This window comes from Bacteroides intestinalis, assembly GCF_003464595.1.
GTDB classification, from domain to species: Bacteria; Bacteroidota; Bacteroidia; order Bacteroidales; family Bacteroidaceae; genus Bacteroides; species Bacteroides intestinalis_A.
On sequence record NZ_QRZF01000021.1, the window covers coordinates 1 to 294 of the forward strand.

Below are 294 nucleotides of genomic sequence, written 5' to 3' on the forward strand. Positions count from 1 at the left end.
AGACTCAGCACTAGTCAAGGCTTTCAAATCTTCTTCTGTACGTTTCTCGCGCATCGATCTCAGTTTGGTTAATAACTCTTCTGACAAAGATAGGGATTCCGGATGATTTTCAAAAAGATTCTTCCAACGACAGAGGCTGCCCCGATTGATGCCGTAACGAAAACTGGTTACAGATAAGGACTCACCACTTGAGTAATGAGAGCTTAGAACCTCAAATTGAAAAGAGGGATCATAAGCTGAACGATTGATTACTTTTTTCTGTTTCATATTACACCGTTTTTAGTTAAATAGGTG

At 39.5% G+C, this 294-nt stretch carries 1 protein-coding gene; it reads right to left on the reverse strand.

Features of this window, described 5'->3' with window-relative positions; all coding sequences use genetic code 11:
• A partial coding sequence (locus DWW10_RS21290) for a hypothetical protein (RefSeq protein WP_147350485.1) occupies positions 1 to 267 on the reverse strand: 267 nt, incomplete at its 3' end.
• Positions 268 to 294: the final 27 nt, after the last annotated feature.